Raw genomic sequence first — 26686 nt, 5'->3', positions numbered from 1 at the left:
TGGCAACATCACCCATCCCCAGGTAGCCGAGGCCTTGGGCAAGAAGTACCTGCCCGCCATCACCCAGCTGGGCTGAGCTCCCGGGCTAGAGGGGCAGGCCCCGGGGCTTGCGGCCTGCCCGGGCAAAGATCCGGTCAAACAGGGCATTGGGCAGCACCCGCAGAAGTTTGGCCACCCACCCCATCTGCCAGGGGATCACCGTGTAACGGGTGCCTCTGGAGATGGCCCTCGCAAACCGCCGGGCGGCCTGGTCTGCCGGCAGCAGGAAAGGCATGGGGTAGGGGTTGATCGCCGTCATCGGGGTGGCAATGTAACCCGGGGCAATGGTCACCACCTTGACACCACTGCCGTGGAGTTCCACCCGCAGGCTCTCCAGATAGGCCATGACTGCCGCCTTGGAGGCACTGTAGGCGCCGGCGCCGGGCAGGCCGCGGATCCCTGCGACGGAAGCGATGCCTACCAGTCGCCCTTTGCCCTGTTCGCGCATCCTTGCCACAAAAGGCTGGAAAGTGGCCACCATGCCCAGCACGTTGGTCTGCATCACCCGCTCGAAGGCGGCCAGATCATCCGCTTCCTCGGTCAGGGTGCCCACCGACACCCCGGCATTGGCGATCACCACGTCAGGGACCCCCTGGCGAGCCATGAAGTCGGCCGCTGCAGTCTGGAGTGCCGAGGGGTCGGCCACATCAACCGGGTAAACGAGATGCTGTCCAGGAATGCTGGCCGCCAGCTCGTCCAGGGCGTCCCGGCGGCGCCCCAGCAAAGCCAGGGTGGCACCACTGGCGGCATAGTGACGGGCCAGGGCAGCACCGATGCCGGAACCGGCACCGGTAATGAAAACGCGAAGGGTCACGGAGGCTTCGAAAGGGACACGCCACCCACCAGTGGCGTGGAACAGGGGACTTTACTTGCGGGACTTGGCGATCAGTTGATCCGCCACCTTCAGGGCAGCCTCATGGCTGCCGGCAATCGAACCAGAGGTGAAATACTTGCCATCAATGGCCAGGGTCGGTACGCCCTGGACCTTGTAATCACGCCCGAGCTTCTCGATTCGCTGCAGGCCCACCTGCACTCCGAAGGAACGATAGGCATCCGCAAACTTCTTCCCGTCGACCCCCTTCTTGACCGCCCACTCCTGGGCTCCCGCCTCGGTGTGCACCGGCGCCTTGTCCACCTGGACCGCCTCGAAGACCGCGCCGTGGAGGCGGGCGAGATCTCCCGTGGCCGCCAGCGTGAGGTGCAGACGGGCGAGACCGGCCAGCTGGGCATTGCCCCAGGTCACTGGCACACGCTGGAAGGCCACATCGGCGGGCAGCTTCTTGACCCAGATCTCCAGGATCGGATCAAAGGACTTGCAGTGAGGGCAGCCGTAGTGGAAGAACTCCAGCACCTCCACCTTGCCCTTGGCGTCCACCGGCTGGGGTGGATTGACCAGCTCGTAGCCGTTACCCTGGGCCAGGGCGGGCAGACCCAGGCCCCCCGCTACGGTAAGGATGGAAAGCTGCTTGAGGACATCACGACGCTGCATCAGGGATTCTCCTTGGTTCACTCAGCTCTCATGGAGCTGCCGAAGCCGGTTTTGGTTCCTTCGGCTTGATCTTGACGATGGCCGCATTGATCCCGGCAGCGGACAGCTGGGTACGCGCCTTGTTCATTTCGTCCTGGCCCAGATAGGGGCCCACGCGCACCCGGTGGACCGTGCCTTTTTCAGGCAGCTCCACCTTCTGCACGCCCGCCTCCACCCCCATCAGCGCGAGACGCGCCTTGAGGTTATCCGCCTCGGAAGGATCCTCGAAGGATCCCGCCTGGAGATAGTACCGTTCCGGAGTCAGCGGCTTGTCGAGGAGCGCCGCCTCAGCCCTGGCCCGCTCGGCAGCATCCGCCTTGGTCTTGTCAGGCTTGTCCACGGGCTTGTCAGGCTTCTCGGCCTTATCCCCCTTGGCGGGGACCTGCGGCCTGTCCTCGACCTTCGGTGGCCTGACCACCTCGGTCACTTCCTCAGGCTTGGTGGGCGGTGGCAACGCATCAGATCCCTGGGGCAGCACATTGTAGAAATCGAAGCGCGGCTTCTCCACAGGCTTGTCACCAGCCTTGCCAGGCAGTGAAACGGGCTCACCCGTACTCTGGGGTTTGGGGGGAGGCACCACCGCCGGCTTCTCCTCGGCCTTCCTGGGGAATGGCGAGACGGACGTGAAGTACAGGGCGACGCCCGCCGCCACCAGAGCACCGAGGATCAGGCCGACGAAAATGCCGACCAGGGTACTTCCCCGGCTTCCCGACTTGGGTTTCTTGGGCTGCAGGCTCGGCTTGCTATCTCGGCTCATGAACGGCGGGTCCGGCGATTACATGGATTCGGGTGCAGCGACACCCAGCAGGCGCAGGCCGTTGCGGAGCACCTGCCGCACCGCAGCCGCCAGCGCCAGGCGTGCAAGCTTGAGCTCCTCGTCGTCCACCAGCATGCGCTCGGCGTTGTAGTAGCTGTGGAACTCTCCCGCCAGATCCTTCAGGTAGAAGGCGATCTGGTGAGGGGCATAATCCGCCGCAGCACTCTGGACAACCTCGGGGAAGGCCGTAAGGCGGGCGCAGAGGGCCAGCTCACGCTCGTTTTCGAGACGGGAAAGATCCGCCTCGGCCAGGTCGGCCAGGACCCCGTTCCACTGGCCCAGCACGGAACAGAGGCGGGCATGGGCGTACTGAATGTAATACACCGGATTCTCGTTGCTCTGACTTTTGGCCAGATCCAGGTCGAAATCCAGGTGCTGGTCCGCCTTGCGCAGCACATAAAAGAAGCGGCAGGCATCATTACCCACTTCCCGGCGCAGTTCGCGGAGCGTGACGAACTCACCCGAACGGGTGGACATGGCCGCCTTCTGGCCGTCCCGGTAGAGGACGGCAAACTGGACCAGCGCCACGTCGAGCTTCTCGGGCGGCAGGCCGAGGGCCTGCAGGGCACCTTTGACCCGGGGAATGTAGCCGTGGTGATCCGCACCCCAGATGTCGATGATCCGGTCAAAGCCCCGCTCGTACTTGTTGGCGTGGTAGGCGATGTCGGAAGCGAAGTAGGTGAACAGGCCGTTCTCCCGCTGCACCACCCGGTCCTTCTCGTCGCCAAAGGCGGTGGAGCGGAACCATTTGGCACCATCCTGCACATAAATGTGGCCCGCCGCCTCCAGGGCCGTCACGGCTTTCTCGACGAGGCCTGTATCAAACAGGGAGCGCTCCGAGAACCACTTGTCGAAGACCACACCAAACTCTTCCAGATCTTCGCGGCCATCCCCCAGCTGCTCCGTGAGGGCAAAACCATGCACCCAGGCATAGTCGGCAGCCAGCAGATTTTTGGCGTTGGCAATCAGGACGTCCAGGTGACCTTCCTTGTCGGCCTCGACGGCAGGCGCATCCTTCAGCACTTCGGCGGCAGCGACCCGAGCGAAGCGATCGCCGTGGGACTCCTTGATCTGGGCCGCCATCGCCTTCACGTAATCGCCCTGATATGCATTGGGCGGAAAGGGGACTGCGATGCCGAACAGATCCAGATAACGCAGCCAGGTGGACAACGCCAGGATATCCATCTGCCGGCCAGCGTCATTGATGTAGTACTCCCGGGTCACGTCGAAACCGGCAAAATCCAGCACGTCGGACAGGGAAGCGCCGTAGGCGGCACCCCGGCCATGGCCCACGTGGAGGGGCCCCGTGGGGTTGGCGGAGACAAACTCCACCTGCACCTTGACGCCGCTCTTGGTGCCGCGGCCGTAAGCTGCGCCAGCCCCCAGCACACTGGCAACAACCGCCGTCTTGGCATCGGAAGCCAGGGTGAAGTTGATGAAGCCGGCGCCCGCTACCTCGGCCTTGGCCACCAGGGAGGAGGCCGGCAGCTCGGCCAGCAGCAGGTTGGCCAGCTCCCGCGGATTGCGCTTGAGGGGCTTGGCCAGCTGCAGGGCCAGGTTGCTCGCAAAATCCCCATGACCGGTCTGCTTGGGGCGCTCCAGGTTGATCGGGGTATCGGCCTGCTCGGGCGCCACGCTGAGAAGGGCGGCACGCAGGAGTTCGACAAGCTGGGTCTTGGAATCGGCGCTCATGGGGAATACTGCGACTAAAAGCTCGGGATTATATCGAAAGGGGGAGCGAACCGGCGCTTCGGTGCTCCCTGCCTCCGTAACAAAGTGCTGCCCCCATGACAAAACCGGTCTTTCTGGCCTATCGTTCAAGCCATGTCGCCCTGGCCACCCCGCCCAAGAGCCCCGAACGTGAGACTTTCCGCCCTGCTTCACCAGACCCTTCTTGCCACCCTGCTGCTGACGGCAGGTCTCACCCTTGCCGAGGACGGACCTACCCGTCGCTGGCCCCTGCCCCTGCCTGAAGGTCAGGGCTGGCGCATCGTCGAATTGAGGGAAGGCAACGGCATCCGCCATGAAGAGTACATTCCCCGGGGCCAGGGGGTGGAGGATTATCAGGACCGCATCCTGCTGCAGCGCATGGCCGCCATGGAGATGAACCCCGAGGACTATCTGGCCCACGTTTCCTCCGGAGTACGCCAGCACTGCGGAAACTTCACCACCAGCGGCCTGTTCGCCACCACCAGGCACGGGCTGCCTTCCGCCTCGGTGACTTCCTACTGCACCCGCTTCAAGGACAGGCCCTACGGCTACGTGCTGGCCCAGAAGGCGATCCGTGATGGCGAACACCTGCTTGTCGTGGAGCGAGAATGGCGTCTGCCCATGTTCCGGGTAGACGAGACCGGCCTGCCCCAGCTGGACAGCCAGAATCCGGCCACCGACGAAGCCCTGAAGCGGGACATCCGCCAGACCATGCGATGGCTTGCGGAACAGGTGCACCCCGGCACCCCCCAGCCCCTCTCGACCAAGCCCTCCCCGGCATCGGCACGGCCCCAGCCGCGCCCGCGCTGAGCGCCCCACCCACGCTTTTCGTACCCGGGCTTTCCGGGCACAATTCACGTTTTACTTCAAACCTGCCGCCGTGCGCCTCTTCCGACTCGTCAAGATCATTTCCGTCAGCCTCAAATACGGGCTAGACCAGATGATCCTTCCCAGCGAGCCGACCAGCCGGCTGGCCATACTGATCAAGGCCCTCCAACGGGGCCGCAGTTTCTCCGAGCCCTCCGGTGCGCGCCTGCGTCAGGCCCTCGAATCCCTCGGTCCGATCTTCGTCAAGTTCGGTCAGATGCTATCCACACGGCGCGATCTGCTCCCCCCGGCCATTGCCCTGGAGCTGGCCCGCCTGCAGGATCGGGTGCCTCCCTTCTCCAGCGAGGAGGCTCTGGCACAACTCAGGGAAGCCTACGGCAAACCGGCAGACGAGGTCTTTGTCCGTTTCGACCGCAAGCCCGTCGCCTCGGCCTCCATTGCCCAGGTGCACTTCGCCGAGCTGCCCGACGGTACCGAAGTGGCGGTCAAAATCCTCCGTCCAGGTATCGCCCCGGTCATCGCCCACGACCTGGCCCTGCTGGATGCCGCTGCCACCATCCTCGAGAAAATCTGGCCTGAAGGACGCCGCCTCAAGCCCCGGGAAGTGGTTGCCGAGTTCTCCAAGTACCTCCACGACGAACTCGACCTGATGCGGGAGGCCGCCAACTGCTCCCAGCTGCGACGCAATTTCAAGGACTCGGATCTCCTCGTGGTGCCCGAAGTACACTGGGACTGGTGCTCCACCAGCGTGATGGTGATGGAGCGCATGAAGGGGGTGCCCATCTCCCAGCTCGACAAGCTCCAGGCCCAGGGTATCGACCTCAAGGCCCTCTCCCGGGCCGGCGTCGAGATCTTCTTCACCCAGGTCTTCCGGGACGGCTTCTTCCATGCCGACATGCACCCGGGCAACATCTTCGTGGCCACCGAGGGGCCTGAACGGGGTCGCTACATCGCCCTCGATTTCGGCATCATCGGCAGCCTCAACGACTCGGACAAGAAATACCTGGCCACCAACTTCCTGGCCTTCTTCCAGCGTGACTACAAGCGCGTTGCCCTGGCCCACATCGAGGCAGGGTGGGTGCCGGCCCACACCCGGGTGGATGAATTCGAAGGCGCCATCCGGGCCGTCTGCGAGCCGATCTTCGATCGTCCGCTGAAGGACATCTCCTTTGGCAAGACCCTGCTCCGACTGTTTCAGACCGCCCGCCGCTTCGAGATGGAAGTCCAGCCCCAGCTCGTCCTCCTGCAAAAAACCCTGCTCAACATCGAAGGCCTGGGCCGGCAGCTGGATCCCGACCTGGACCTGTGGAAAACCGCCAAACCCTTCCTTGAGCGCTGGATGCACGACCAGATTGGCTGGCGCGCCTTCCTGCGGCACGCTCAGGACGAGGCCCCCGACTGGGCTGCGACCCTTCCCCAGTTGCCCCGCCTGGTGCACCAGGCCCTGGCCAACCCCGGCCACGAGGCAAACCGGGCCGAGCTGGCGCGCCTGGCCGGCGAAACCCGCCGCACCCGCTACTGGCTGATCGGCTGCAGCATGCTGCTGGCAGCACTGACGGGGCTCGAAGCCCTCCGCTGGCTGCCCTGAGAACAAAGCCCGGCGCCGCACGCTCCAACAGGCGTGGCGGCCTTCCCTCGAAGCCGCGTCATGCCCCAGGAGCCCGATCATGTCCGCCCTACTCGTCCCTCCCCGCCCGGTCCGCATCATCGGGGCTGGCTCTTGTCTTGGCGCCCCGATCTTTGGCCCTGCGGCTGGCCCCCGCGCCCTCAAGGACGGCGGGATCGACGCGCGGCTGCGCCAAGACGGCATCGACGCCCGCTGGCACTCGCTGCTGGAGCCCGCCGCACCCAAACCTCCCCAGGCCCCGCTGCATGAACGCATCGGTACCGTCGGCGCCTTTCTCCACGATCTGGCAGCAGAAACGGCCGCCATCTGCCGGGCGGGTGACCGCCCCCTGGTCCTCGGCGGAGACCATGCCATCGCCGCCGGCACCTGGCGTGGCGTGGCTCGAGCCATCGCAGCCCGGGGCAAGCTGGGGCTGATCTGGATCGATGCCCATCTGGACGCCCATACCGAACACAGCACCCACAGTGGCAACATCCATGGCATGCCCCTGGCCGCCCTGCTGGGGATCGGCGATGCCCGCCTGACCGGCCTGCCAGGCCCGCACCTGGATCCTGCCCACATCGCCATCATCGGTGCCCGCTCGTGGGAGCCAGAGGAAAAGGCCCTGCTCGAATCTCTGGGGGTACGCATCTTCTACATGCCCGAAGTCCGGCGCCGTGGCCTGGCAGTGGTACTGGACGAGGCACTTTCCATCGCGCGCCAGGGCACCGCAGGCTTTGGCGTATCGGTGGACCTGGACGCCATGAGCTGCGACCAGTTGCCCGCCACCACCTGCCTGGTACCCGACGGGCTGGCCCCTCAGGAACTGGTGGACAGCCTCCACGCCCTGCGCAACTGCTCCGACCTCCAGGCCCTGGAAATCGTCGAATACGTACCCGACAGGGATCGGGACGGCCTTACCGCCCGCCGGGTGGAAGAGATTGCCGCCGCCGCCCTCGGCCCCGGGAGCGATTTTCTGCAGGCCCGGGAAAATCATTTCGGTGCCCGCAACTACGCCCCGTTGCCGGTGGTATTCACCCGGGGGGAAGGGGTATGGCTGTGGGATGTGGAGGGGCGCCGCTACCTGGACATGATGAGTGCCTACTCGGCAGTCAGCTTCGGCCACAGTCATCCACGCCTGGTCCGGGCCCTGGCCGAACAAGCCGGGCGGCTGGCCCTGACCTCCCGGGCCTACTCCAACGACCGGCTGCCCCTGCTGCTGGAGCACCTGACCCGCCTCCTCGGCTACGACCGGGCCCTGCCCGTGAACACCGGCCTGGAAGCCGTGGAAACCGCCGTCAAGGCTGCCCGCAAATGGGCCCACCGGATCAAGGGCATTCCCGACGGGGAAGCCGAGATCATCGTCTGCGCCAACAACTTCCACGGCCGCTCCACCACCATCGTCAGCTTCTCCTCTGACGAACAGTACCGCAGCGGCTTCGGCCCCCTTACCCCGGGCTTCAGGACCATTCCCTTCGGCGATGCGGACGCACTGGCAGCCGCCATCACCCCGCGCACCGCCGCCTTCCTGTTCGAGCCCATCCAGGGCGAAGGAGGCATCCGGATTCCACCCGAGGGCTGGCTTGCCCGTTGTGCCGCCCTGTGCCGCCAGCACCAGGTCCTGCTGATCGCCGATGAGGTCCAGACAGGCCTCGGCCGCACTGGCTACCTGCTCGCCTGCGAACATGACGGGGTACGCCCCGATGGAGTGATCCTCGGCAAGGCCCTCGGCGGGGGGCTGCTGCCGGTCTCAGCCTTCCTGGCCGACCAGGCGGTGATGCAGGTCTTCCAACCCGGCGACCACGGATCCACCTTTGGCGGCAATCCCCTGGCGAGTGCCGTCGCAATGGAAGCGCTGGCTGTTCTGGTGGACGAAGGCTTGGCCGAACGCAGCGCCCGCCTCGGCGCCCATCTGCTGGCCCGCCTGCAGCGTATCGCCAACCCTCTGATCCGGGAGGTACGCGGTCGCGGCCTGATGATCGGCCTGGAACTGGACATCAGGCGGGTATCCGCACGTCTGGCTGCCGAAACCCTGCTCGCCCGGGGGCTGATGACCAAGGACACCCACGACACGGTCCTCCGCTTCGCACCGCCCCTGGTGATCTCCGAAGCAGAGCTGGACTGGGCCGCCAGACTGATCGAAGATACCCTGAACGAACTCGCCGAACGCTTTCCCCCTGGAGCCACCCCATGAGTGACAAACTCGACCGCCTCGTCCTCGAAGCCCGCCGCGCTGCCGACAAGCGCGCCGAGGGTTATCGGGAAAAAGCCCTCAAGATCTACCCCTGGATCTGCGGCCGCTGCGCCCGGGAGTTTACCCCCGCCAACCTGCGGGAGCTCACCGTCCACCACCGGGATCACAACCACGACAACAACCCACCCGACGGCAGCAACTGGGAACTGCTGTGCCTGTACTGCCATGACAACGAACACCAGCGCCAGCTGGAGGCCACCCAGGGCAATGTGGCCGCCAAGCAACCCGGCAAGGCCGCCACCCACTCCCCCTTCGCCGCACTGGGGAGCCTGTTGAAGAAGGACTGAGGGCCACTTCAGCACCGGCACCGCAGGGCGGCAGCACCCTGTTCAGCAAACCGCCGAAAAATGCAATGACTTCTCTCACTTGCCATGACACTGCAATCCAGCGCTAATCTCGAGTAGCCAGCATGCAGTTTCAAATTTGTTTCAGAGAGGATCGTTGTGAATCGAATCGCTACCACCAGCATTGTGCTGGCCATGACAGGGGTCATGCTCGGCTGTGCCCCCCGTTATGCAGATGTACCCGCGCCCACCCGTTTTGAAAACAGCACCCAGTACAAACTGCAGGCAGCAGAACACTGGAACAGGATTGCCCAACACTTCGCACTGCAAATGTCGGGAGAGCTCCGGGGGCAACTCAACGGACGCAGCATTCATGTACCGACTCCCGGCGACGAACAGCCCTTCGTGAACGGCTTCCGGGAATTGCTGATCACCGCCCTGATGGCCCAGGGCCTGCCGATCAGCAACGACGCACGCAGCCCCCTGGTCATGGACATCCGCTACTCCATCCACCGCTTCCAGCCCGACCGGGCCAAAAACACGTATTACTACGGCGAAGCCACCGCACTGACTGCCGGCATTCTGGCCCTGGGCGGAGTGCTTGCCGCCGACCTCAGCTCCACCGCCAGCGTATCTGCAGGCGTCAAGGGGCTCGCCGTCGCAAGTGCTCTGGACGCCTTTGGCTGGGTCAGTCAGGAAGGTCTGCGTAATGGCCGCTTTGCTGCCGGTCCGGTCCCCCGCTCCGAAATCCTGCTGACCGCCTCGGTCACCGATGCCCACCGGATTGTCAGCCGCCGCAGCACCATCTACTACACCGAGGACGAAGATCGGGCCCTCTACTGGGAGAGGGCTCAGGCAAACCAGCCCCCTCCGTCAGGCCACAGAATTTCGGTGCATGGCGACTGCGGTCAAGGGAGCAGCACATGCGTACGCTGATCCCCTGCTCCACGATTATCCTTTCCACCCTGCTGCTGGGGGCCTGTGAAACCACACCCAGAACACAGCTTGCCGCAGAACCCACCTACGAACAGGCCCAGAACAATGCCTTCAACACGGCCAACTACATGGCCGTGACCGAACTCATGAAGCGCTATCCGGCCCCCCAGCGCGCGGTGGAGCCGGCCTTCGCCAGCAACACGGCTGCGCCCCAGGTTCAAACCGGCCCCAGCCCCTTCATCGTGGCCACGCTGGTCAATATCGACCAGCTGGAACAGTCATCCACCCTGGGTCGGCTGATCTCCGAGCAGGTTGCCTCCAGGATGACCCACCTGGGACACAGCGTGCTCGAGCTGAAAGTACGCAACAGTGTCTACATGAAACGCCATGAAGGCGAACTGCTGCTGACCCGGGAGATCAAGGAGGTCGCATCCAACCACAATGCCCAAGCGGTCGTTGTCGGCACCTACGCCGAAAGCGCAACAATGGTTCATGTGAGCCTCAAAGTGGTCAATCCCAGCACCAGCGTGGTGCTGGCAGCCTACGATTACGCCCTGCCCATGGACCGCCAGATCCAGAGCCTGATCCGTAAACGCTGACGCCCCATGGCCGGGCAAGGGAAAGCCTTCCGATCCCCCGGCAGGGCATGCGCTGTTGGGGTAAGATCCCGCCCCTTTCTCCTTCGGGTATGCCGCCATGCGTTACTCCCCAGCCCGCGCCTGCGGGATCGACTTCGGCACATCCAACTCCACCGTCGGCTGGCTGCGGCCGGGATTGCCCACCCTGCTGCCCCTGGAAGGCGACAAGCCCACCCTGCCCTCAGCCGTGTTCTTCAATGCGGACGAAGAAAGCACCCACTTTGGTCGGGACGCCCTCGCCGAATACCTGGAGGGCTACGAAGGCCGGCTGATGCGGGCCCTCAAAAGCCTGCTCGGCAGCAGCCTGATGGAGGGCAGCACCGAGGTGGGCGGGCGGGCTCTGCCTTTCAAGGATTTGCTGGCCAGCTTCATCGGAGAACTGAAGACCCGCGCTGAAGCCCAGGCTGGACGGCACTTCGAACAGGCAGTTTTTGGCCGCCCCGTCCATTTTGTGGATGACAACGAGAGTGCCGATCAACGCGCCCAAGACACCCTGGAGGCAATCGCCCGCCAGGTAGGCTTCCGGGACGTGAGCTTTCAGTTCGAGCCGATTGGCGCAGCCCTCCACTACGAAGCCGGGTTGCAGCAAGAGGAACTGGTCCTGATCGCCGATATCGGCGGGGGCACCGCTGATTTTTCGCTGGTCCGCCTGTCACCGGAGCGGGCCCGGCACCTGGACCGCCAGAACGACCTGCTCGGCAACGCCGGCCTGCATGTGGGCGGCACCGACTTCGACCGGGCCCTCAGCCTCGACTGCGTGATGCCCCTGCTGGGCTATCGCAGCCTGATGAAGAGCGGCGCGGAAGTACCTTCCGGCCTGTTCTTCCAGCTCGCCACCTGGCACACCATCAACTTCGCGTATACCCGCCAGGCCTTTGCCGATTTCCAGCATATTTACCGGGATGCCGCAGCACGCCGGGAACTGGACCGTCTGGCCCGTCTGATCGGCCAACGGGAAGGGCACTGGCTGGCCTTGCAGGTGGAAGAGGCCAAGATCGCCCTGTCTCGGGAGGAACGCACCTGCCTCGATCTGGATCGTCTGGAGGCCGGACTCCGCCATGGGATTGACCGGGACGACTTTGCTCGCGCCACCCGGAGCCTGGTGGGCCGGGTGGCCGCCACCGTTGCCGATCTGCTGAACCAGGCGGGCATTCGCCGGGATCAGGTGAACACGCTCTATTTCACCGGCGGCGCCAGTGGAGTGACCCAGCTGCGGGCACGGATCGCCGCCGAACTGCCCCAGGCCAGAAACGTGGAAGGAGACCTGTTCGGCAGCATTGGAGCCGGCCTCGCTGTGGAGGCCAGCCGGCGTTACGGATAAGTGTCCAGAAACCGGGAGAATCCCGGGAAAGCAACGGCAGGCACCAGATCAAGCCAGAGAGCCGGGCAGCCGTTGCCTGAGCAGGGAGACCCTGCGGTCTGAAAAAAGAAACCCCCGACAGGCGGGGGGTTGGGTCTGCAGCCTGTCGTGCCACCTCACCGGGACAAGACCCGGCGGGGTAGCCAGACAGATCATTCGAACTCGATGATCACCTCGTCCACTGCCAGGCTGCCGCCGGCAGAGGCCACGATCTTCTTGACCTTGCAGTCCTGCTCGGCCTTGAGGATGTTCTCCATCTTCATGGCTTCGATGACCGCCAGCTTCTCTCCGGCCTTCACTTCCTGACCGACCTGAACAGAGACCTCACGGAGGAGGCCCGGCATCGGGGACAGCAGGAACTTGGAAAGATCGGGCGGCAGCTTCTCGGGCATCAAGGCCAGCAGCTCGGCGGCGCGGGCGCTCATCACCATGAAGTCGGCGCGGGTGCCCCAGTGGAACAGGCTGTACTTGGTCTTGTGGCGCTCCACCTGCAGGGTGAAGGGCTCGCCATTGACGGTGCCGTTGAACAGGGACTCGCCCAGCTTCCAGTCGGACTTGATCTCGTAGTTCTTGCCGGCGTACTCGACGTGATAGCCGCCGGCCACCGGACGGGCCACCACCGGGTGGTGCTCGTTGCCTTCCTTGTTCAGACGCACAACCATCCAGTGGTCGCCCACCAGACGCTCGTGCCCCTGAAGCTGGCCGGAAATCGAGGCAGCACGATCGGTGAAGGCGCGATAGACATAGGCCGCCACGGAAACCAGCAGGGCCGGATCATCGTGGGGCACCATCGAGGCATCAAAGCCCGTCGGATAGTGCTTGGGGATGAAGCCGGTGTCAAAGATGCCGGAATGGAAGACCGGATGCTGCATCAGCGCGGCCTGGAACGGGATGTTCGAGGAAATGCCGCGGATCACGAAGCTGTTGAGGGCGTCGCGCATGCGGGCGATGGCCTGAGCACGGGTCGGCGCATGGACAATCAGCTTGGCGATCATCGAGTCGTAAAACATCGAGATCTCGCCACCATCGTACACACCGGTATCGACGCGGGTGGTGCCCTTGTCGTCGGTGATCTCCTTGGGCGGCAGGAACTTCACCAGCCGGCCGGTGGAGGGCAGGAAGCCGCGGAAGGGGTCTTCGGCGTTGATCCGGCATTCCATGGACCAGCCATTGATCTTCACGTCGGCCTGGGCCAGCGGCAGCTTTTCGCCGTAGGCGACGCGGATCATCTGCTCGACCAGGTCGAGGCCGGTGATCAGCTCGGTGACCGGGTGTTCCACCTGGAGACGGGTGTTCATCTCGAGGAAGTAGAACTCCTTGGTCGCGCCAGACACCACGAACTCCACGGTACCCGCAGATTCGTAGTTCACCGCGCGGGCCAGGGCTACGGCCTGCTCGCCCATGGCCTTGCGCATCTCGGCATCGACGAAGGGGCTCGGCGCCTCTTCGATGACCTTCTGGTGACGGCGCTGGATCGAGCAGTCACGCTCGTTCAGGTACACGTAGTTGCCGTGGCTGTCGCCCAGCACCTGGATCTCGATGTGGCGCGGCTCGAGCACGTACTTTTCGATGAAGACCCGGTCGTCGCCGAAGGAGTTGCGGGCTTCGTTGACGCAGGACGAGAAGCCTTCGTGGGCTTCGGCGTCGTTGTAGGCCACCCGCAGGCCCTTGCCGCCGCCGCCGGCGGAGGCCTTGATCATCACCGGGTAGCCGATCTTCCTGGCGATTTCCACGGCGGCGTCGGGGCCGTCAATGGCGTCGTTGTAGCCGGGGATGGTGTTCACACCGGCTTCGATGGCGAGCTTCTTGGACTCGATCTTGTCACCCATCTTGGCGATGGAGTAGTGCTTGGGACCGATGAACTTGATGCCTTCTTCTTCCAGGCGGCGGGAGAACTCGGCGTTCTCCGACAGGAAGCCGTAGCCCGGGTGAACCGCCTGGGCACCGGTCTCTTTACAGGCGGCGATGATCTTGTCGGCGACCAGATAGGATTCCTTGGAGGCCGCCGGGCCGATGCACACGGCCTCGTCGGCCAGCTCGACGAACAGGGCGTCCTTGTCGGCCTCGGAGTACACAGCGACGGTGGCAATGCCCATCTTGCGGGCAGTCTTGATGACGCGGCAGGCGATCTCGCCGCGGTTTGCAATCAGGATCTTGGTAAACATGTCTTGGCGTCCTCGGCGATCACAGCGGAATGTTGCCGTGCTTGCGCCACGGGTTGTCGAGCTGCTTGTCCTTGAGCATGGCCAGGGAGCGGGCGATGCGCTTGCGGGTGGCGTGGGGCATGATCACGTCGTCGATGAAGCCCCGGGCGCCGGCCACGAACGGATTGGCAAACTTGGCCTTGTATTCGGCTTCGCGCTCGGCCAGCTTGGCGGGGTCGTTCTTTTCTTCGCGGAAGATGATTTCCACAGCGCCCTTCGGGCCCATCACCGCAATTTCGGCCGACGGCCAGGCGAGGTTCACGTCGCCACGCAGATGCTTGGAGGACATCACGTCGTAGGCACCGCCGTAGGCCTTGCGGGTGATCACGGTGACCTTCGGCACAGTGCATTCGGCGTAGGCGTAGAGCAGCTTGGCCCCGTGCTTGATGATGCCGCCGTATTCCTGGGCAGTACCCGGCATGAAACCCGGCACATCCACAAAGGTGACCACCGGGATGTTGAAGGCATCGCAGAAGCGCACGAAGCGGGCAGCCTTGATCGCCGACTTGATGTCGAGGCAGCCGGCCAGCACCAGCGGCTGGTTGGCGACGATGCCGATCGGGCTTCCGTCGATGCGGCCGAAGCCGATGATGATGTTCTTGGCGTAGTCGGGCTGCAGCTCGAAGAAATCGCTGTCGTCGACAACCTTGACGATCAGCTCCTTCATGTCGTACGGCTTGTTGGTGTTGTCCGGCACCAGGGTGTCGAGGGAATAGTCGAAGCGGTCTGCCGGGTCGTTGGTCGGCGTGACCGGCGGCATTTCCTTGTTGCTGGCCGGGATGAAGTTCATGAAGCGGCGCAGCATCGACAGCGCTTCGACGTCGTTCTCGAAGGCCAGGTCGGCCACGCCGGACTTGGTGGTGTGGGTAACCGCGCCGCCCAGTTCTTCGGCGGTGACGTCTTCGTGGGTCACGGTCTTCACGACTTCGGGGCCGGTCACGAACATGTAGGACGAGTCCTTGACCATGAAGATGAAGTCGGTCATCGACGGCGAATACACCGCGCCGCCGGCACACGGACCCATGATCATGGAGATCTGCGGCACCACGCCGGAGGCCATCACGTTGCGCTGGAACACGTCGGCGTAACCACCGAGGGAGGCGACACCTTCCTGGATCCGGGCGCCGCCCGAGTCGTTGAGGCCGATCACCGGGGCGCCGACCTTCATCGCCTGGTCCATCACCTTGCAGATCTTCTCGGCATGGGTCTCGGACAGGGAGCCGCCAAACACGGTGAAGTCCTGGCTGAACACGAACACCAGCCGGCCATTGATGGTGCCGTAGCCGACGACGACGCCGTCACCCGGGGTCTTCTCGGCCTGGTCCATGCCGAAGTCGACGCAGCGGTGCTCCTTGAACATGTCCCATTCTTCGAAGGAGCCCGGATCCAGCAGCAACTCGATGCGTTCTCGGGCCGTCAGCTTGCCTTTCTTGTGCTGGCTGTCGATACGCTTCTGGCCGCCACCCAGGCGGGCCGCTTCGCGCTTCTCTTCCAGCTGGTGGATGATGTCGTGCATTTACAACCTCCAGTCAATGATTCTGTATGTAGTACGTGTTCTCAGCCCAGATGGCCGAGCAGCCTGAGCGCCGCTGCGGAGGGCGTCGCCTGGCCAGCTTCGACGGCCGCCTGCAAACCGGGCAGATCCTGCTGCACCCGGGCATTACTCGCAAACCGGGCCCGCAGGCCCTGGTCGATCAGTTCCCACATCCACGCCCGCGCCTGGTGACGGCGACGGGCATCGAACTCACCGCTCTGCTGCATGGCAGCGCGGTAGTCATTTATGGTATTCCAGAATTCGGCAATCCCCTGCTTTTGCAGCGCGGAAAGCATCAGTACCGGCGGTGTCCAGTTGGGCGAAGCGTGGCGCAGCATGCCCAGGGCACTCTTGATCTGGGAACGGGCCACCTTGGCAGCCTGGGGATGGATGTCTGCCTTGTTGATGACGATCAGGTCGGCGATCTCCATGATGCCTTTCTTGATCGCCTGCAGGTCATCCCCGGCATTGGGCAGCTGGAGCAGGCAAAAGATGTCGGTCATGCCGGCAACGGCGATCTCCGACTGGCCCACGCCGACCGTCTCGATGATGATTACATCGAAGCCGGCCGCTTCGCAGACCAGCATGGCCTCCCGGGTCTTCTCGGCCACACCACCCAGACTGCCCGCCGAAGGACTGGGGCGGATGAAGGCCTCGGTGCGCTGGGAGAGCAGTTCCATGCGGGTCTTGTCTCCAAGAATGGAGCCACCGGTCACGCTGGAAGACGGATCCACGGCCAGCACCGCCACCTTGTGGCCCTGTTCGATCAGGTACAGACCGAGTGCCTCGATGAAGGTGGACTTGCCCACGCCGGGCACGCCGGAAATTCCGACGCGCATGGATCTGCCGGTATGGGGCAGCAGGCCTTCCAGCACACTGCGGGCACGCTGCTTGTGGTCCGGACGCTGGGATTCGATCAGGGTGATGGTCTTGGCAAGGGGGCGCAAGCTCTTCGCCAGCACGCCATCTACCAAGGCCTGGTCGACGGGATCCCGTTGCGGAAGGTCGGAGGGCATGTTCATTAGCTCAGATAATGGCCGACACGCCAGCCGAAGCTGGCGTGCCTTGTGGCAACCGATCGCGGGTCAGGCCTTGCGGGCCGCGCGGATCTGTTTCAGGACCTCGCGGGCCGAAGTCTGGATCGGCGTACCCGGCCCGAAGATGCCCTTGGCGCCGGCAGCATAGAGCGCGTCGTAGTCCTGGGCCGGAATCACGCCACCGACGAAGGTGATGATGTCATCAGCACCCTGCTCCTTGAGGGCATTGATGATCGCCGGGACCAGGGTCTTGTGACCAGCGGCCAGACTGGAGCAGCCCACTGCATGCACGTCGTTCTCGACGGCGTGACGGGCGGCTTCTTCCGGGGTCTGGAAGAGCGGACCGATATCGATGTCGAAACCCAGGTCGGCAAAGGCCGAGGCCACCACCTTGGAACCGCGGTCATGACCGTCCTGGCCCAGCTTGGCAATCATGATGCGCGGGCGACGGCCTTCCTCGGTGACGAAGGCCTCGATGTCGGCCTTCAGGGCCTGCCAGTCGTCGTCGCCTTCAACCACGGCGTTGTAGATGCCGGTGACGGCCTGGGGGTTGGCACGGTAGCGGCCGAAAACCACTTCCAGCGCATCGGAGATCTCGCCCACGGTGGCGCGCAGACGCACGGCCTTGACGGCCAGGTCGAGCAGGTTGCCTTCACCGCTCTTCGCGGCCTCGGTCAGGGCGGCCAGGGCGGCGCTGACGGCGGCGCTGTCGCGGGTGGCGCGGATCTGGGCCAGACGGGCGACCTGGGCGTCACGCACGGCGTGGTTGTCGATGTCGAGGATCTCGATCGGGTCTTCCTTGGCGAGCTTGTACTTGTTCACGCCGACGATCACGTCCTTGCCGGAGTCGATGCGGGCCTGCTTGTCGGCCGCACACTCCTCGACCTTCATCTTGGCCCAGCCGGATTCGACGGCCTTGGTCATGCCGCCCATGGCCTCGATCTCCTCGATCAGGGCCCAGGCCTTGTCGGCCATGTCCTGGGTGAGTTTTTCCATCATGTAGGAGCCGGCCCACGGATCCACCACGCTGGTGATGTGGGTCTCTTCCTGGATGATGATCTGGGTGTTGCGGGCGATGCGGGCCGAGAACTCGGTCGGCAGCGCGATGGCTTCGTCCAGGGCGTTGGTGTGCAGGGACTGGGTGCCGCCGAATACCGCCGCCATGGCTTCGATGGTGGTACGCACCACGTTGTTGTACGGGTCCTGCTCGGTGAGGGACCAGCCGGAGGTCTGGCTGTGGGTACGCAGCATCATCGACTTCTGGCTCTTCGGGTTGAACTGCTTCATCAGGCGCCACCACAGCATGCGCGCGGCACGCATCTTGGCGATCTCCAGGTAGAAGTTCATGCCCACCGCCCAGAAGAAGGACAGGCGGCCCGCGAAGGTGTCCACATCCATGCCGGACTTGATGCCGGTGCGCACGTACTCGACACCGTCGGCCAGCGTGAAGGCCAGCTCGATGGCCTGGTTGGCGCCTGCTTCCTGGATGTGGTAGCCCGAGATCGAGATGCTGTTGAACTTGGGCATGTGGGTCGACGTGTACTGGAAGATATCAGCGATGATCTTCATCGACGGCGTCGGCGGGTAGATGTAGGTGTTGCGGACCATGAACTCCTTGAGGATGTCGTTCTGGATGGTCCCGGACAGCTTGTCCTGCGACACGCCCTGCTCTTCGGCGGCCACGATGTAGCCGGCCAGGATCGGCAGCACGGCGCCGTTCATGGTCATGGACACCGACACCTTGTCGAGGGGGATCTCGTTGAAGAGGATCTTCATGTCCTCGACGGAGTCGATGGCCACGCCGGCCTTGCCCACGTCACCCACCACACGGGGGTTGTCGGAGTCGTAGCCGCGGTGGGTGGCCAGGTCGAAGGCCACCGACACGCCCTGACCGCCGGCGGCCAGCGCCTTGCGGTAGAAGGCATTGGACGCTTCAGCGGTGGAGAAGCCGGCGTACTGGCGGATGGTCCAGGGGCGCGCTGCATACATCGTGGCCTGGGGGCCCCGCAGGAAGGGCTCGAAACCCGGCAGGGTGTTGGCGTACTTGAGACCATCCAGGTCCGCGGCGGTGTACAGCGGCTTGACGGTGATGCCTTCCGGCGTCACCCAGTTGAGCTTGCTGACATCACCCCCCGGAGCCGACTTGGCAGCAGCCTTGCTCCAGGCCTCCAGGTCAGGTTGGGGAAAGGTCGGTTCGTTGGTGTTCGCCATGGCTTGCTACCCTCACGTGCCGGGACCGTCTCGAAGAGGGCCCCTCTGTTTGATATATGTGACGCCAGTCCCGGCCGTGACCCATGGCCACGGCCGGCTGTCGTGCCCTGCGCTGGGCAGTTTTCTCCCTCCCTCTGTTTTTGTGGCCCGCCGGCTTGTCGCCGTCAGGCCCGCACAAGGGTTGCAACCCGCGCAGGCGCTTGACTTGCTATCCCGCAGATAATACTTTATCCATAATTATGGACGCAACAACAGAAGACAACCCACTCACCGCCTTGTCCCCCAGATCGATGAATGCCAGCCGCATCGCCCCGCTCGCCCTTTATCAGGAGGTGGCCGAACGCCTGCGCCAGCGCATTTTTTCCCACGAACTGCCCCCCGGGACCTGGGTGGATGAGCAGGCGCTGGCCGCCCAGTATGGCATCTCCCGTACCCCTCTGCGGGAAGCCTTGAAAGTGCTGGCCGCCGAAGGCCTCGTCACCCTCAAGCCCCGCCGGGGCTGTTATGTTACGGAAATATCGGAGCGCGACCTGGACGAAATCTTCACGGTCATGGCCCTCCTGGAAGGCCAGTGCGCCGTGGATACCGCCCGTAAGGCCAGCGAATCGGATCTGGTCCGCCTCCGCTCCATCCATGATGATCTGGAACGGGCCACCGTTGCGAAAGACATCGATGGCTTCTTCGAAGCCAACCAGGCCTTCCACCAGGAAATTCAGTTGATCGCCGACAACCGCTGGCTGACCCAGGCCATCACCGACCTGCGCAAGGTCATCAAGCTGTCGCGGCATCATTCCCTGTTCAGTGAAGGCCGGCTGGAACAGTCCCTGGCGGAACACCAGGTCATTCTTGAGGCCCTGTCCCGCCGGGACATCTGTGCTACCGAGCAGGCCATGCGGGGGCACATCGCCAGCGGTCGCAAGGCGCTCGCGAAGATCGCAGCCCAGCGGGAAAGCGCTGCCTGAACCCTTCCCCGCAAAACGGCAGGGAATATTATTAGCCAACCCTCCGGACTCGACTGTCGAAATCGTAAAAACCCCCCGAGCGCAGACGCGCCAGGGGGGTTTTTTCATTCAAGCCGCGCCCACTCAGGCACGGCTGCAGCATCAGTGGGAACTGGCTTCAGCGGCACCGAAACCAGTCTGTGCACGCACATACTGATCCTCGAAGGCAGCACGCTCGGCCTGGGCCTCGGCGCTGTTATCGAGCTTGGACACGATGAAGGTGATCAGGAAAGCCAGCGGCATGGAGAAGAGGGCCGGCTGATCGTAGGGGAACAGCGCCTCGGCGTTACCCAGCACGGTCACCCACACGGACTTCGAGAACACCACCAGCAGCACTGCAGCCACCAGGCCGGCGTAACCACCCGCCACCGCACCACGAGTGGTCAGACCTTTCCAGTACATGGAGAGGATCAGCACCGGGAAGTTGGCAGAAGCAGCGATACCGAAGGCCAGGGCCACCATGAACGCCACATTCATCTTCTCGAAGGCGATGCCGAGAACGATGGCCACCAGGCCCAGACCCACGGAGGCGAAGCGGGACACACGCAGTTCTTCGGTCTCGGTGGCCTTGCCCTTGCGGATCACGCGGGCATAGATGTCATGGGAGATCGCCGCAGCGCCGGCCAGCGCCAGCCCGGACACCACCGCCAGGATGGTGGCGAAGGCCACTGCCGACAGGAAGCCCAGCAACAGGTTACCGCCCACCGCCTTGGCCAGGTGCATGGCGATCATGTTGCCGCCGCCGACGATCTTGCCGCCGATCTGGCCACCCTCGAAGAACTCGGGGTTCTGGCCGACGATGATGATGGCCGCGAAACCCATCAGCAGGATCACGTTGAAGAAGTAGGCCACGAAACCGGAAGCGTAGAGGACCGACTTGCGGGCTTCCTTGGCGTTGGTCACCGTGAAGAAGCGCATCAGGATGTGCGGCAGGCCGGCCGTACCGAACATCAGGCCGAGGCCCAGCGACAGCGCGGTGATCGGATCCGGCAGCAGGGTGCCCGGGAACAGCAGCTTCTCGCCCAGGGAGTGCAGCGAGACGGCCTGCCCCATCATCTTCTCGAAGCTGAAGCCGAACTGGGACATGGCCAGCACCGCCACCAGCGTACCGCCTGCCAGCAGCATGCAGGCCTTGATGATCTGCACCCAGGTGGTGGCGACCATGCCACCGAAGGTGACGTACACCATCATCAGGGCACCGACCACGAACAGGGCGATGTTGTAGTCGAGGCCGAACAGCAGCTTGATCAGCTGGCCGGCACCGACCATCTGGGCCACCAGGTAGAAGCACACCACAGTGAGCGAGGACACCGCCGCCATCGTGCGCACCTTGCTCTGGTTGAGCCGGTAGGAGGTGATGTCGGCAAAGGTGAACTTGCCCAGGTTACGCAGGCGCTCGGCCATCAGGAACAGGATGATGGGCCAGCCGGCGAAGAAGGCGATCATGTAGATGTAGCCATCGACGCCCTTGGTATAGACCAGCGCGGTGAGACCGAGCAGGGTGGCCGCCGACATGTAGTCGCCGGCGATCGCCAGGCCGTTCTGGAAGCCGGTGATGCCGCCGCCGGCGGTGTAGAAGTCGGAAGCCGACTTGGTGCGGCCAGCCGCCCAGTAGGTGATGCCGAGGGTCATCGAGACGAACAGCACGAACATCCCGATGGCGTGGAGGTTGAGGGGCTGCTTCTCGGTGGCGGAAATGGCATCACCGGCGAAGGACAGGGTCGATGCAAGCAAGCCCAGCAGGGCAACATTCAGACGGGCCAGCATTACTTCACCTCCTTGGAAGCGTCGCGAACGATCTCGGCAGTGATTTCATCGAACTCGCCGTTGGCACGCTTGACGTAAACCGCGGTCAGCACCCAGAAAAAGATGAACATGAACAGCTCGGCAGCAATGCCGATGGTCACGTAAGAGCCCTCGGACAGACGCTGACCAATGAGGTTGGGATTGAAGGCCACCACCATGAAGAAACCGTAGAAGATCACCAGCACGATGATCGACAACAGGGTGGCAAAGCCCTGACGCTTCGAGACAAGCTCGGCGAAGCGCGGGTTTTTGCGAATGCGCGCGTAAACGGCATTCTGGCTTGCTGTAGTTGACATGATTTCCCTCCCAGGAATGTCAGTGGATGCGACGCGGGTTGCCTGTTGGTGTTGCTGGATCGACGATCGGTAGAGCTGTTTTTATTGTGATATTTCTGGTGGACGCACTCGCGTCAGAACGACGCCCGGACCGATGATATAACATATACAAGACTCCATACTACAACGTACGGCCGCTTTTTTTGCACTGCAACAAAACTGCCGTCCACTACTCCCGCTCCCGAAAGCCCCCATGCCCGGAGACATCCTTTACCACCAGGACGCAGGGATTGCCATCCTGTGCCTGTCCAACCCCGACAAGCTCAATGCCGTAGACGCCGACATGTGGCGCAAGCTGCGCAGCCACATGAGCGCCATCAATACCCACCCGGAAATCCGCTGCGTGGTGCTGCGTGGCGCAGGCGACAAGGCCTTTGCCGCCGGTGGCGACATCGAAGAATTTCTGACCGTCCGGGCCACTGTGGAAGATGCGCTGCATTACCACGAAAATCTGGTCGCCGCCGCCCTGGATTCGATCCGTGCCTGCCCGGTACCCACCGTGGCGATGATCCAGGGTGCCTGCGTCGGAGGCGGCCTGGAAATCGCTGGTTGCTGCGACCTGCGCATTGCCGGCGAATCGAGCCGCTTCGGCGCACCGATCAACAAGCTGGGGTTCTCCATGTACCCCGGCGAGATGGCGGGCCTGCTGGCGCTGGTCGGCCCCGCCGTCCTGCTGGAAATCCTGCCGGAAGGGCGCATCCTGGGTGCCCGGGAAGCCCTGGCCAAGGGTCTGCTGACCCGGGTGGTGGATGACGAAGAGGTCGAGAAGGAAGCCATGGCCACCGTCGCCCGCATCCTCAAGGGCGCCCCCCTGGTGGCCCGCTGGCACAAACAGTGGGTGCACCGTCTGATGACAGGCCAGCCCCTGACGACGAAAGAAAAAAACAGCGCTTTCGACTTCCTCGCCACCGACGATTACCAGGAGGGGCTGGACGCCTTCCTGAACAAGCGAACCCCCCAATTCAAGGGGCGCTGAGGTCCGTAACAGCCCGAACCAGGTGCACTCCACAGCCAGGCAGCAGCCATCGGGTATACCATTCGGGTCCGACGCGTCCTGACCACGGACGTCTCCTTTCCCACACCTGTCGACCTGCGCACAGGCCACCGCCGCCCCTTTCGGCCGGTGGCCTTTCTGCTTTATGCGGTCGCACTCTCCGAGAGGACACTATGACCCATCTCATCTGGTCCGCCGACCTGGACACCGGCATTCTTGAAATCGACAACCAGCACAAGCAGATCATGGATTTCATCAACCGGCTCCACGACGCCCGCCAGAACGCGGACCGGGCCGGCATCGTCACTGTCATCGACGACCTGGTGGAATACACCCTGTCCCACTTCGCCTTCGAGGAATGCCTGATGGAGGACGCCAGCTACGAATTCGTGCGCGGGCACAAGAAAGTGCACGAACTCTTTGTACGCCGGGTGGCCAGCTTCCAGCAGCGCATGAAACAGGGAGAAGACATCTCCCACGAGCTCCATGCCCTGCTTCACCGCTGGCTGTTCAGCCACATCCGCCACGATGATGCCGCTTATGTGGGCGCCGTGCGTCCAAAGATGAAGAGTCTGACCGAGGAGAAACAGGAAGGAGGCTGGCTGGCCCGCTCCCTGCGTCGCTTCTTCAACTGAGCGCTCAAGCGCCAAACACCGTATGGAGCATCTTGGCGGAAAGCACTACCAGCACGCAGGCAAAGATCTTCTTGAGGGTGGCCACCGGCAGGCGGTGGGCCAGCCCGGCACCCACCGGTGCCGTCAGGCTCGACACGGCGGCCACCAGCAGCAGCGCCGGCAGGTTGATGAAGCCAATGGTCCACGGGGGCAGGCCCTCGGCAGCCCAACCATTGATCAGGTACCCCAGCGCGCCGGCCAGCGCAATGGGCAGACCGATGGCGGCCGAAGTCCCGATGGCATGCTGTACCTTCACGTTGCACCAGGTCATGAAGGGCACCGACAGGGAGCCGCCTCCGATGGCCACCAGCGCCGAGACGGCCCCGATGCCGCTACCCACAGCCACCAGCCCCACCGGCCCGGGGAGATCACGGGACGGCTTGGGCTTCACGTTGAGAATCATCTGGACCGCCACATAGGCGGTAAAGCAGGAAAAGAAGAGCGCCAGAGGCTGGGTCGGAGCCCGGGAGGCAATGAACGTGCCTGCAAACGTACCCGCCAGCACGCCAGGAGCGACCCCTTTGACGATGTCCCAGCGCACTGCGCCATGCTTGTGATGAGCGCGCAAGCTGGAAATCGACGTGACCACGATGGCCGCCATGGAGGTTCCCAGAGCCACATGCACCATGTGCTCCCGGGGAAAACCCTGGGCGGCAAAAAGGCTGGTCAGCATCGGCACCATGATGGCACCGCCCCCCACCCCCAGCAGCCCGGCAAAGAAACCCACGAAAGCCCCCAGAACCAGGTAGGCCAGCAACCATTCCATTCCCATTTTTCCGTCAATCCAGCAGATCGGTGTGGCCGAGCCATCACCCGGCGGTGAAGCCCACGCATCCGGCGCCACCGAAGTGATGGACCGCCGGTCGCCCCGGGCAAGGCCCGCATGGTCTCCAGTTCCGGGCGGGAGCGCAATTCGGGCAAACCCACCAGGCCTGTCCAGCCCCCGAAAGCCACACCCCCATGCCGCCCGCTGCTGATGCTCAATCAGGGACTTTGCCGGCTCCGGCTTCATCCGCCAGAGACCATGAACGGCCCCCACAGAACGCACCCAGGCACCGTCAAGGCCTGGCATGTCAGCCACCGGGCGTTCTCTATCCGGACGGAAAAACACGGCCGCGTGCCAGCATTATCCCCGGAGCGGAGGCCACACCAGCTCAGGTATGATGCGTTTTTGCCTTCCGCAACAGGACCATGAGCATTCCTGACCGTCGCAAGAACCTCAGCCTGCGTGAGCTTGTAGACAAAGCTTACGTCATCATCGAGCCCTTCTTCGATCCGGCCAATGCGTGGAACGGCCAGCATCTGGAACACCTGGCCTATCGGACAATACGAGAGAGTCTCCCCGAAATCGCCCCCGCCGACGTTCAGATCATCCTCTCGGCGGCGGCCCGCATTTACCGTCAAAAGCATGGCCAAGGCCAGTAAAACCAGGTGGCCCACTTCTATCCCCTGCTTTTCGTGCTCCTCTGGAGCACCGGCTTCATCGGTGCCAAATACGGCCTGCCCTACGCAGAACCCTTGAGCTTCCTGTCCTCCCGCTACGTGCTGGTGATCGGACTCATGGGCCTGCTTGCCCTCGCCACCCGGGCACCCTGGCCACGTGCCCCTCGCCAATGGCTGCACATCGGGATCACCGGGCTACTGGTACATGGGGTTTATCTGGGAGGCGTGTTCACCGCCATTCACCAGGGCTTGCCAGCGGGGCTCACCGCGCTGGTGGTCGGGCTCCAGCCGCTGCTGACCGCCCTGGGCGCCGGCTGGCTGCTGGGGGAGCGGGTTCTGGCCCGCCAGTGGGCCGGGCTGGTCCTGGGCTTCGGCGGCGTCGGACTGGTGGTCTCCCACAAGGTTGCTGCAGCCACCGCTACGCCCCAGCTGAGCGCCATGCTGGCGCCGGCCCTGCTGGCCCTCCTCGGCATCACAGCCGGGACCCTCTACCAGAAGCGTTTCTGCCCTTCCTTCGACCTGCGCACCGGTTCGGTCATCCAGTTCATCCCGACGCTGCTGGCCACCCTGCTGGTCGCCAGCCACACGGAACACATGCACATCCAGTGGAGTAGCCCGTTCATCTTTGCCCTGCTGTGGCTGGTCCTGGCACTGTCCCTGGGCGCCATCAGCCTGCTCAACCTGCTGATCCGTAATGGCAGCGCCGTCAACGTGGCCAGCCTGTTCTATCTGACCCCTCCTACCACAGCCCTGATCGCCTGGGTCGCCTTCGGCGAAACCCTCACCGGAATGGCACTGGTCGGCATGGGACTCACCGTGTTCGGCGTCTGGCTGGCTCGTAAATGAGGATTGCCGGCCCCACCGCCTCGGCCACCGTGGCCACCCGCATCCTGGGCATCGATCCGGGGCTGCGCAGTACCGGCTTCGGCATCATCGACACCCTGGGCAGCCAGCTGCGCTACGTGGCCAGCGGATGCATCAAATCTGGCGACGGTACCCTTCCGGAACGTCTCAAAGTCATCCTGGACGGAATACGGGAAGTGATAGCGACCTACAAGCCGGACCAGGCCGCGGTGGAGATCGTTTTCGTCAATGTGAATCCCCAATCCACCCTGCTGCTCGGCCAGGCCAGGGGAGCGGCCATCTGCGGCGCCGTATCCTGCGAACTGCCGGTCGCCGAATACACTGCCCTGCAGGTAAAGCAGGCGGTGGTCGGGCACGGCAAGGCTGCGAAGGAACAGGTCAGCCATATGGTCCAGCGCCTGCTGGCCCTGCAGGGCGCGCCCTCTGCCGACGCAGCCGATGCCCTGGCCTGTGCCATCTGTCACGCGCACGGCAGCAGCGGTCTGGCCGCCCGGGCAGGCATAGGCACCCGCAAACGGGGCGCCCGTCTCACGCTCTGACGGCCCCCGTCAACAGGATTGACAACAGGCTGACGCCCCGTCCG

General features: G+C 64.0%; 24 protein-coding genes. 13 read left to right on the top strand and 11 right to left on the bottom strand.

What is annotated here, in order from left to right:
• Nucleotides 1–85: 85 nt before the first annotated feature.
• Genes PHD22_RS05255 through argS form a run of 4 tightly spaced genes read right to left on the bottom strand, consistent with a single transcriptional unit; the run spans nt 86 to nt 4076 of the window.
• Entirely contained in the window at nt 86–853 is a 768-nt protein-coding gene (locus PHD22_RS05255) for an SDR family oxidoreductase (RefSeq protein ID WP_299863313.1), read from the bottom strand.
• Nucleotides 854–904: 51 nt separating this feature from the next.
• A complete protein-coding gene (locus PHD22_RS05250) occupies nt 905–1528 on the bottom strand; it encodes a thiol:disulfide interchange protein DsbA/DsbL (RefSeq protein WP_299863310.1) in 624 nt (207 codons plus the stop codon).
• A 28-nt stretch (nt 1529–1556) separates the two neighbouring features.
• Nucleotides 1557–2324 (bottom strand): SPOR domain-containing protein, encoded by a 768-nt coding sequence (locus PHD22_RS05245; protein ID WP_299863307.1) that lies wholly within the window; start codon nt 2322–2324, stop codon nt 1557–1559.
• An 18-nt stretch (nt 2325–2342) separates the two neighbouring features.
• Nucleotides 2343–4076, bottom strand: coding sequence for an arginine--tRNA ligase (argS, locus tag PHD22_RS05240; RefSeq protein ID WP_299863302.1), 1734 nt, complete (start codon nt 4074–4076; stop codon nt 2343–2345).
• Between the two features lie 168 nt (nt 4077–4244).
• On the opposite strand from argS, the gene PHD22_RS05235 reads away from it, so the two are divergent.
• The 7 genes from PHD22_RS05235 (at nt 4245) to PHD22_RS05205 (ending at nt 11961) form a co-directional block, all read left to right on the top strand.
• Nucleotides 4245–4904 (top strand): hypothetical protein, encoded by a 660-nt coding sequence (locus PHD22_RS05235; RefSeq protein WP_299863299.1) that lies wholly within the window; start codon nt 4245–4247, stop codon nt 4902–4904.
• A gap of 70 nt (nt 4905–4974) precedes the next feature.
• On the top strand, nt 4975–6510 hold the full coding sequence (ubiB, locus tag PHD22_RS05230; RefSeq protein WP_299863296.1) for a ubiquinone biosynthesis regulatory protein kinase UbiB: 1536 nt from the start codon (nt 4975–4977) through the stop codon (nt 6508–6510).
• Between the two features lie 79 nt (nt 6511–6589).
• Entirely contained in the window at nt 6590–8722 is a 2133-nt protein-coding gene (gene rocD / locus PHD22_RS05225; RefSeq protein ID WP_299863294.1) for an ornithine--oxo-acid transaminase, read from the top strand.
• Nucleotides 8719–9069, top strand: coding sequence for a YajD family HNH nuclease (locus tag PHD22_RS05220; RefSeq protein WP_299863292.1), 351 nt, complete (start codon nt 8719–8721; stop codon nt 9067–9069). The genes rocD and PHD22_RS05220 overlap by 4 nt, the downstream gene beginning before the upstream one ends.
• Before the next feature lie 156 nt (nt 9070–9225).
• Nucleotides 9226–10002 carry a hypothetical protein gene (locus tag PHD22_RS05215; RefSeq protein ID WP_299863290.1) on the top strand — a complete coding sequence of 259 codons (777 nt, stop codon included), beginning with the start codon at nt 9226–9228 and terminating at the stop codon, nt 10000–10002.
• Entirely contained in the window at nt 9990–10601 is a 612-nt protein-coding gene (locus tag PHD22_RS05210) for a FlgO family outer membrane protein (protein ID WP_299863288.1), read from the top strand. The genes PHD22_RS05215 and PHD22_RS05210 overlap by 13 nt, the downstream gene beginning before the upstream one ends.
• A 97-nt stretch (nt 10602–10698) precedes the next feature.
• Entirely contained in the window at nt 10699–11961 is a 1263-nt protein-coding gene (locus tag PHD22_RS05205; protein WP_299863284.1) for an Hsp70 family protein, read from the top strand.
• Nucleotides 11962–12152: 191 nt separating this feature from the next.
• On the opposite strand, the gene PHD22_RS05200 is transcribed toward PHD22_RS05205, so the two are convergent.
• The 4 genes from PHD22_RS05200 to scpA form a co-directional block, all read right to left on the bottom strand.
• A complete protein-coding gene (locus tag PHD22_RS05200) occupies nt 12153–14165 on the bottom strand; it encodes an acetyl/propionyl/methylcrotonyl-CoA carboxylase subunit alpha (protein ID WP_299863281.1) in 2013 nt (670 codons plus the stop codon).
• A gap of 19 nt (nt 14166–14184) precedes the next feature.
• Nucleotides 14185–15720, bottom strand: a complete 1536-nt coding sequence (locus tag PHD22_RS05195; RefSeq protein ID WP_299863278.1) for an acyl-CoA carboxylase subunit beta — start codon at nt 15718–15720, stop codon at nt 14185–14187.
• A 41-nt stretch (nt 15721–15761) separates the two neighbouring features.
• Nucleotides 15762–16754 (bottom strand): methylmalonyl Co-A mutase-associated GTPase MeaB, encoded by a 993-nt coding sequence (gene meaB, locus PHD22_RS05190; RefSeq protein WP_299863275.1) that lies wholly within the window; start codon nt 16752–16754, stop codon nt 15762–15764.
• Nucleotides 16755–16823: 69 nt separating this feature from the next.
• The gene (gene scpA / locus PHD22_RS05185) at nt 16824–18986 is read right to left on the bottom strand and encodes a methylmalonyl-CoA mutase (protein WP_299863272.1); all 2163 of its coding nucleotides are present in this window, start codon (nt 18984–18986) and stop codon (nt 16824–16826) included.
• A 290-nt stretch (nt 18987–19276) separates the two neighbouring features.
• Between scpA and PHD22_RS05180 the strand changes: the two genes are divergently transcribed.
• Nucleotides 19277–19948 carry a GntR family transcriptional regulator gene (locus PHD22_RS05180; RefSeq protein WP_299863269.1) on the top strand — a complete coding sequence of 224 codons (672 nt, stop codon included), beginning with the start codon at nt 19277–19279 and terminating at the stop codon, nt 19946–19948.
• A 141-nt stretch (nt 19949–20089) separates the two neighbouring features.
• Here PHD22_RS05180 and PHD22_RS05175 read toward each other — a convergent pair whose 3' ends face one another.
• Nucleotides 20090–21754 (bottom strand): cation acetate symporter, encoded by a 1665-nt coding sequence (locus tag PHD22_RS05175; RefSeq protein ID WP_299863266.1) that lies wholly within the window; start codon nt 21752–21754, stop codon nt 20090–20092.
• Nucleotides 21754–22089, bottom strand: coding sequence for a DUF485 domain-containing protein (locus PHD22_RS05170; protein ID WP_299863264.1), 336 nt, complete (start codon nt 22087–22089; stop codon nt 21754–21756). Before PHD22_RS05170 ends, PHD22_RS05175 begins: the two co-directional genes overlap by 1 nt.
• Before the next feature lie 232 nt (nt 22090–22321).
• On the opposite strand from PHD22_RS05170, the gene PHD22_RS05165 reads away from it, so the two are divergent.
• Together PHD22_RS05165 and PHD22_RS05160 are read left to right on the top strand one after the other, a co-directional pair.
• Nucleotides 22322–23104 (top strand): enoyl-CoA hydratase-related protein, encoded by a 783-nt coding sequence (locus PHD22_RS05165; protein ID WP_299863261.1) that lies wholly within the window; start codon nt 22322–22324, stop codon nt 23102–23104.
• 191 nt (nt 23105–23295) lie between these two features.
• Nucleotides 23296–23757 carry a bacteriohemerythrin gene (locus PHD22_RS05160; RefSeq protein ID WP_299863258.1) on the top strand — a complete coding sequence of 154 codons (462 nt, stop codon included), beginning with the start codon at nt 23296–23298 and terminating at the stop codon, nt 23755–23757.
• A gap of 4 nt (nt 23758–23761) precedes the next feature.
• Here PHD22_RS05160 and PHD22_RS05155 read toward each other — a convergent pair whose 3' ends face one another.
• Nucleotides 23762–24568, bottom strand: coding sequence for a sulfite exporter TauE/SafE family protein (locus PHD22_RS05155; RefSeq protein WP_299863255.1), 807 nt, complete (start codon nt 24566–24568; stop codon nt 23762–23764).
• Nucleotides 24569–24987: 419 nt separating this feature from the next.
• On the opposite strand from PHD22_RS05155, the gene PHD22_RS05150 reads away from it, so the two are divergent.
• Genes PHD22_RS05150 through ruvC form a run of 3 tightly spaced genes read left to right on the top strand, consistent with a single transcriptional unit; the run spans nt 24988 to nt 26642 of the window.
• Entirely contained in the window at nt 24988–25221 is a 234-nt protein-coding gene (locus tag PHD22_RS05150) for a hypothetical protein (RefSeq protein WP_299863252.1), read from the top strand.
• Between the two features lie 6 nt (nt 25222–25227).
• Nucleotides 25228–26085, top strand: a complete 858-nt coding sequence (locus tag PHD22_RS05145; protein ID WP_299863249.1) for a DMT family transporter — start codon at nt 25228–25230, stop codon at nt 26083–26085.
• Entirely contained in the window at nt 26082–26642 is a 561-nt protein-coding gene (ruvC, locus tag PHD22_RS05140; protein ID WP_299863246.1) for a crossover junction endodeoxyribonuclease RuvC, read from the top strand. The genes PHD22_RS05145 and ruvC overlap by 4 nt, the downstream gene beginning before the upstream one ends.
• Nucleotides 26643–26686: the final 44 nt, after the last annotated feature.

The organism is Zoogloea sp. (assembly GCF_028693495.1).
GTDB lineage: Bacteria > Pseudomonadota > Gammaproteobacteria > Burkholderiales > Rhodocyclaceae > Zoogloea.
This window is presented reverse-complemented; position numbering and strand designations above follow the sequence as displayed.